The sequence below is a fragment of the Sphingomonas sp. 10B4 genome, assembly GCF_035019905.1.
GTDB classification, from domain to species: Bacteria; Pseudomonadota; Alphaproteobacteria; order Sphingomonadales; family Sphingomonadaceae; genus Sphingomonas; species Sphingomonas glacialis.
Genome location: NZ_JASJVC010000044.1, coordinates 22,597 through 29,047, shown reverse-complemented (window position 1 = coordinate 29,047; position 6,451 = coordinate 22,597). Strand labels below are relative to the sequence as shown.

Here is a 6,451-nt window from a genome sequence, read left to right as displayed (position 1 = left end):
GTGTATAAGAGACAGCGTAAACTCCCCTCCCCTGAAGGGGAGGGGAGTTTACGTCAGCGCGGCGCCATGCGGATCGCGCCGTCGAGGCGGACGTCCTCGCCGTTGAAATAGCTGTTCTCGAGCATCGTCAGCGCGAGATGCGCATATTCCGTGGGAATGCCCAGCCGCTTGGGGAAGGGGACGCTCGCCGCGAGATTGTCCTTCACCGCCTGCGGCGCGCCCTGCATCAGCGGGGTCTCGAAGATCCCCGGCAGGATCGTGTTGATGCGGATGCCTTCGCCCATCAGGTCGCGCGCGATCGGCAGCGTCATGCCGACGACGCCGCCCTTCGACGCGGAATAGGCCGCCTGGCCGATCTGGCCGTCCTCGGCGGCGACGCTCGCGGTCATCACGATCGCGCCGCGCTCGCCGTCGTCGCCGGGCGTCAGCGTCAGCATCCCCGCCGCCGATTTAGCGACGCAGCGGAAGGTGCCGATCAGGTTGATCTGAATGAGCCAGTCGAACGCGGCGAGCGGGAAATGCTTGATGCTGCCGTCTTCCTTCGAGCGGCTCGCGGTCTTGACCGCATTGCCGGTCCCCGCGCAGCAGACGAGCACGGCTTCCTGGCCGTTGGCCGCGCGCGCCTTGGCGAAGCCGGCGTCGACCGACTCATCCGACGTCACGTTCACTTCGCAGAACACGCCACCGATCTCGGCAGCGAGCGCCTCGCCTTTTTCGGCTTGCAGATCGAAGATCGCGACCTTGACGCCCTTGGCGGCGAGCGCGCGTGCGGTGGCGGCGCCGAGGCCCGATGCGCCGCCGGTGACAACCGCGGCGGTGGTGGTGTCGAGTTTCATGTGAGGTCCCCCTAAATTCGTCGCCCCGGCGGAGGCCGGGGCCGCTATGTTGGGTGCGGTGCCGCCGTTGCGCGTCGCAACGGGACGGCCCCGGCCTCCGCCGGGGCAACGGGGATCAGACCCGTTCGATGATTGTCACGTTAGCGACGCCGCCGCCTTCGCACATCGTCTGCAGGCCGTACCGCCCGCCCGATTTCTGCAGCGCGTGCACCAAAGTCGCCATCAGCTTCGTCCCCGAAGCGCCTAGCGGATGCCCCAGCGCGATCGCGCCGCCATTGACGTTGAGCTTCGCCGGATCGCCACCGGTATGCTTCAGCCAGGCGAGCGGGACGGGCGCGAACGCCTCGTTGACCTCATACAGGTCGATCTCCTTGATCTTCATGCCAGAGCGCTGCAGCGCGCGGTCGGTCGCGAACAGCGGCTCCTCGAGCATGATGACGGGGTCGCCGCCCGTCACGGTCAAGTTGACGATCCGCGCGATCGGCGTGAGGTTGTGCGCCTTGAGCGCCGCCTCGCTGACGATCATCACCGCGGAGGCGCCGTCGCAGATCTGGCTGGCATTGGCCGCGCTGATGCTGCCGCCTTCCTGGAGCAATTTGACCGAACCGATGCTCTCCAAGGTCGCGCCATAGCGGATGCCCTCGTCGGTGCTGTGCTGGACAATCCCCTCGGGCGTCTCGATCTCGAGCGCGATGATCTCGTCGGCAAAGTCGCCGCGCTCGGTCGCCGCCTGCGCACGACGATGGCTCTCGAGCGCGAAGGCGTCGAGCATCGCGCGGTCGAAGCCGTGCTTCTTGACGATCATCTCGGCGCCCATGAACTGGCTGAACATGATGCCGGGGTATTTCTCCTCGAGCCGCGGCGACTTGTAGTTGCCCAGGCCCTCTTTCATGAACAGCGTCGCGGTGGTGCCCATCGGCACGCGCGTCATGCTCTCGACGCCCGCGGCGATGACGATGTCTTGCGTTCCCGACATCACCGCCTGCGCGGCGAACTGCAGCGCCTGCTGCGACGATCCGCACTGCCGGTCGATCGACACGGCGGGCACGCTGTCGGGCAGGTTCTTGGCGGCGAGCACGGCGTTGCGGCCGACTTGTCCGGCCTGCTGTCCGCCCTGCATGACGCAGCCCATGATCACGTCATCGACCGCGGCGCCGTCGATCCCGGTGCGCTCGACGATCGCATCGAGCACCGATGCCGCCATGTCGACGGGGTGCCAGCCAGCGAGTTTCCCGCCGCGCTTGCCGCCTGCGGTGCGCACTGCATCAACGATATAGGCTTCGGCCATGCTCGACTCTCCATAATCGGTTTCTGTTTGCAACCTCTATTGCCGTACTCCAGGCGCTTGGGCAAGGTGGAACGACGTACCCGATGATCGAAAGGCCAGGCATATGGATGTGAGCGAAGCGATTGCAGCGCGCCGATCGGTACGCGGTTTCCTGAGCGATCCGGTCGACCCGGCGGTGCTCCACGGCATCGTCACCAAGGCGGCACGCGCAGCAACCGGCGGCAACCTCCAGCCGTGGCATGTCGACGTGCTGACCGGCGCGCCGCTGGAACGGCTGAAGGCAGCGGTGCTGCACAAGATCCAATGGGGCCAGCCCGAGACGGCGGCGTATGATATCTATCCGAGCGAACTCGTCGCGCCGTATCGCGACCGGCGCTTTGCGGTTGGCGAGGCGATGTATCGCGAGATCGGCATCCCGCGCGAGGACAAGGCGGCGCGGCGGCTGTGGTTCGCGCGCAACTTCCAATTTTTCGGGGCGCCCGCAGCTTTGTTCTGTAGCGTCGACCGGCGGATGGGGCCGCCGCAATGGGCCGATCTCGGCATGTATCTGCAGAACGTCATGCTGCTTGCGGTCGAGGCGGGGCTGGGAAGTTGCGCGCAGGAATGCTGGGCGATGTATCCCGAGACGGTGGGGGAGGCGATCGCGCTGCCGGCCGAACGGATGCTGTTCTGCGGCATGGCGATCGGGGTGGAAGATACGACAGAGCCCGCGAACCGCTTACGCAGTGCACGGGCTCCGGAAGACGAGTGGCTGACGCTGCACCCTTGATCCTCCCCGCTTTGCGGGGAGGGGGACCATTTTGCCTCTTCGGCAAAATGGTGGAGGGGGCGTGCCGCTAGCGTTACGCTCGTGGAGGGCCCCCTCCACCACCAGCCTGAAGGAGGCTGGTGGTCCCCCTCCCCGTACCGGGGAGGATTAAGAAGTTCAGCCCGCGGCTGGCGAACGACGGCCGCCGCCACCACCGGCACCCGAGCGCCCACCGGCGCCACCGGGACGACCGCCACCGGGACGGCCCTGGCCGCCGGGGCGACCCTGGCCACCGGGACGGCCACCGCCGGCCGGACGCCCGGCACCAGCCGGACGACCAGCACCCTCGGGACGCGCGCCCATCGGGCGACCGGCACCCGCTGCGCGATCCCCGGTCGGACGCGCCGAATGCGTCGCCTTGGGCGGCGCACGGTGACGACCCGAGTCATCACGACGCTCGAACGTGTCGGAACCGGCCGGACGCGCCGCCTTGATCCGTGCCGCCTCGGCGGTGAAGCCTTCGGGGAGCTGCATCATCTCGGGCTTGACCTTGGTCAGCTTCTCGATGTCGCGCAGGTACGTCCGCTCATCATCCGCCACGAAGCTGATCGCGGTGCCCGATGCGCCGGCGCGCGCGGTGCGGCCGATGCGGTGGACATACTGTTCGGGAACGTTGGGCAGTTCGAAGTTGAAGACGTGCGAAACGCCCGAAACGTCGATCCCGCGTGCAGCGATGTCGGTCGCGACCAGAACCTTGGCCTTGCCCGACTTGAACTCGGCGAGCGCGCGCTCGCGCTGTGGCTGGCTCTTGTTGCCATGAATGGCGTTCGAATCCACGCCATTGGCGGCGAGCAGCTTCACGACACGGTCGGCGCCATGCTTGGTGCGCGTGAAGACGAGCGCGCGCTCGACCTTCTCGTCGCGCAGCAGGATCGTCAGCAGCGCCTGCTTCTCGCCCTGGTTGAGGAAGGTGACGAACTGGTCGACGCGCTCGGCCGTGCTCGACGTCGGCGCGACCTTGACGGTCTGCGGATCGTTGAGGAACTGGTTGGCGAGCTCGCGGATCGCGTTCGGCATCGTCGCCGAGAAGAACAGCGTCTGGCGCTGTTTCGGCAGCATGCGGACGATCTTACGCAGCGCGTGGATGAAGCCGAGGTCGAGCATCTGGTCGGCTTCGTCGAGCACGAGGATCTCGAGCATCGCGAGGCTGACGAAACGCTGCTCGATCAGGTCGAGCAGACGGCCCGGCGTGGCGACGAGGATGTCGACGCCGCGCGCCATGTCCTGGCGGTTCTTGTTGATGCTGGTGCCGCCGAACACGGTCGCGACCGACATCTTCGAGAACTTGCCGTAGTCACGCGCGCTCTCGGCGATCTGGCTGGCGAGTTCGCGCGTCGGGGCGAGCACGAGCATGCGGCAATGCGTCGGCAGGACGCGCTTTTCGTTGTTCACCAGATGCTGGATCGACGGCAGCACGAAGGCTGCGGTCTTGCCGGTGCCGGTCTGCGCGATGCCGAGCAGATCGCCGCCCTGGAGCAGGATCGGGATCGACTGCTTCTGGATCGGGGTGGGGGTGGTATAGCCTTTGGCTTCGAGCGCGCGGACGAGCGGCTCGGCAAGGCCGAGTTGAGCGAAAGTCATGGGTATTTTAGTCCATTGCATAGGCCATGGACGCGCATTATCGACGCGCGAATGGCGGGGGGGAGATGTGACACCCCGCGTGAAAAGGGAGGTCCGTTGTGGTAACGACCGAGGCGGAGCCGGACCTATCAAGGACCCATCACGCTGCATGACGCTTCGATGGGGCGCATATAGCGAGCAACCCGCGATCCGTCAAGATCAGGGTCGGAATGCCTGCCGAGTCAGCTCTTCTCCTTGCTCTTCTCGCCGCGCTTGGCAAGCGCATCGAGCATGTCGGGGACGAGCGTCTCGGCAAACCCCGCGATGAACGCCCAGATGAACAGCTTGAACAGATCGGATTGCTCGGCGAGGCCGAGGCCATTTTTCAGCGCGCTCAGGATCGGTTGCTGGCCGGCATCACCATTGCTGCCCGTACGGGGCGGCATTGCGCTGGCGGTGAGATAGGCATTTTCGGAACTGCGCGCGTCGATGGTTGAAAGGTCGGCCAAACGCTTCTGGCGCGCGCAGTCCGCGGCCGGGTCGGGCGTAGCAGACACAGCAGGCGTTGGCGTGGGGGATGCCGCCGCGTTATCAGGCGCGGCGCTGTCACCATCGGCGGTGGTGGCGTTGCTTTCCGCGGCATTTTCGGCGGGCGGTTCGACGCTGCTGGTCGTCGCTGCAGCGGCCGTCTGTGCAGCCTTCTCTTCTGGGGCAGGCGGGTTGCCAAGCGTTGCACCGCACGCGCGTGCCCGCTGTTGCTGATCGTCTGCGGCAGCTTGATCGACGTGCATCTTGGTGCGCAGCGCCTCGAGCGTTAGCCGGAAGGTTGGAGCGATCCCACCCGTAAGGCCGACTGTCGAGGGCAGTCCCGACGCGAACAGCGCATACATGACGAGGCCGAACGCATTCGACGACATCAATGCGATCGCGAGTCCGTTGATCCCCGATCCGAGCGTCGCCAGCGCATAGATCGCATCGGCGCCGACGCTTTGCCCGATATCCTCGTCCTTGATGCGGCGCCCGATGCTGATCAGAGCGCCGACGCGCGCTATCAGCAACAGCAAGACGATGCCGCACAGGAACCCCCGATTTGCCGCGATCGCGGTCCACAGCGCGCTCGCGGCGCAGATGGTCGTGATCGCGATCGCCGTGCTAACCAAGCTCCACCAAAAGCGCCCGAGCAGCCAAGCCTGAATCTGGCTCACCGCGGTTTCGCGCGCCATGCTGACGATCCGCGCGCCCTGGATGAAGCTGAGCATCGCCTGCATGTCGCGACGTTTGAGCGCGATCTCGCTGGGGCTGGGATCGGGCATCAGGGTTTCTCCTGCTGGGCGACGTCGGATGCTGGTGCCTGCGCCGTGTCGTCGGACGTCGCGGCATCGGCCGCGCCGCCTTGTGCTTCGTGCGCTGCGATCTCGGCCGATTGGTCGCGCCGGAGCGCCGCCTCGCGGTCGCCGGCATCGCTGGCAAGCGCATCGGGGTCGACGGTGGCAGGGTCGTCGCTGACAGCGGGTGATAGCGTATCCCGGGATGGAATGGTTTCAGCGACCGGCGCCTTGGCAGGCTCGGCCAGCGCCGCCGGCGACCAAGCGAGATGCTGCGCGATCGCCGCCGGACCGACGACGCGATTGAAGCGTTCGCGCACGATCCAATAGGTGCGGTCGATCAGATCGTCGCTAATCGCTTCGACCAGCTTGGTCTCGACACCCATCAGCTCTGGAAAGGGCGCGGTCATGCAAGGGGAGTCGGCGTCGCTCGACGTGGTCAGCTTCTTCAGCAGAACGTCGGCATTGGTCGGTGCGAAGCCGACGATCTGCGCGTTGAGATAATCGGCATAGGCTTGACGCGCCACGGCCTGATCGCACGCGCGCACCGGAGGAACGTCGCCGCGTACCCACCGCCAGAAACGTTCCATGTCCATCCCGATCTCCCCCGTTCAACTGTGCTGCGCCGCGCGCC

6 protein-coding genes are annotated in these 6,451 nt (G+C 66.5%); 1 reads left to right on the top strand and 5 read right to left on the bottom strand.

Translation table 11 applies throughout. The annotated features are described in order from the left end of the window. Positions 1-53: 53 nt before the first annotated feature. Positions 54-836, bottom strand: a complete 783-nt coding sequence (locus QN347_RS13160; protein ID WP_322160553.1) for an SDR family NAD(P)-dependent oxidoreductase — start codon at positions 834-836, stop codon at positions 54-56. Positions 837-951: 115 nt separating this feature from the next. Further along, positions 952-2,124: an acetyl-CoA C-acetyltransferase gene (locus QN347_RS13155; protein ID WP_322160552.1), complete on the bottom strand. Its 1,173-nt coding sequence runs from the start codon at positions 2,122-2,124 to the stop codon at positions 952-954. 103 nt (positions 2,125-2,227) lie between these two features. Here QN347_RS13155 and QN347_RS13150 point away from each other — a divergent pair, with 103 nt between their 5' ends. Beyond that, positions 2,228-2,893, top strand: coding sequence for a nitroreductase (locus QN347_RS13150; protein WP_322160550.1), 666 nt, complete (start codon positions 2,228-2,230; stop codon positions 2,891-2,893). Between the two features lie 156 nt (positions 2,894-3,049). Here the strand turns inward: QN347_RS13150 and QN347_RS13145 are convergent, their stop codons facing one another. The 3 genes from QN347_RS13145 to QN347_RS13135 form a co-directional block, all read right to left on the bottom strand. Next, positions 3,050-4,513, bottom strand: coding sequence for a DEAD/DEAH box helicase (locus tag QN347_RS13145; RefSeq protein ID WP_189675519.1), 1,464 nt, complete (start codon positions 4,511-4,513; stop codon positions 3,050-3,052). A gap of 221 nt (positions 4,514-4,734) precedes the next feature. Continuing rightward, entirely contained in the window at positions 4,735-5,805 is a 1,071-nt protein-coding gene (locus QN347_RS13140) for a hypothetical protein (protein ID WP_322160549.1), read from the bottom strand. Next, positions 5,805-6,407, bottom strand: coding sequence for a hypothetical protein (locus QN347_RS13135; protein WP_323494051.1), 603 nt, complete (start codon positions 6,405-6,407; stop codon positions 5,805-5,807). The genes QN347_RS13140 and QN347_RS13135 overlap by 1 nt, the downstream gene beginning before the upstream one ends. Positions 6,408-6,451 lie beyond the last annotated feature (44 nt).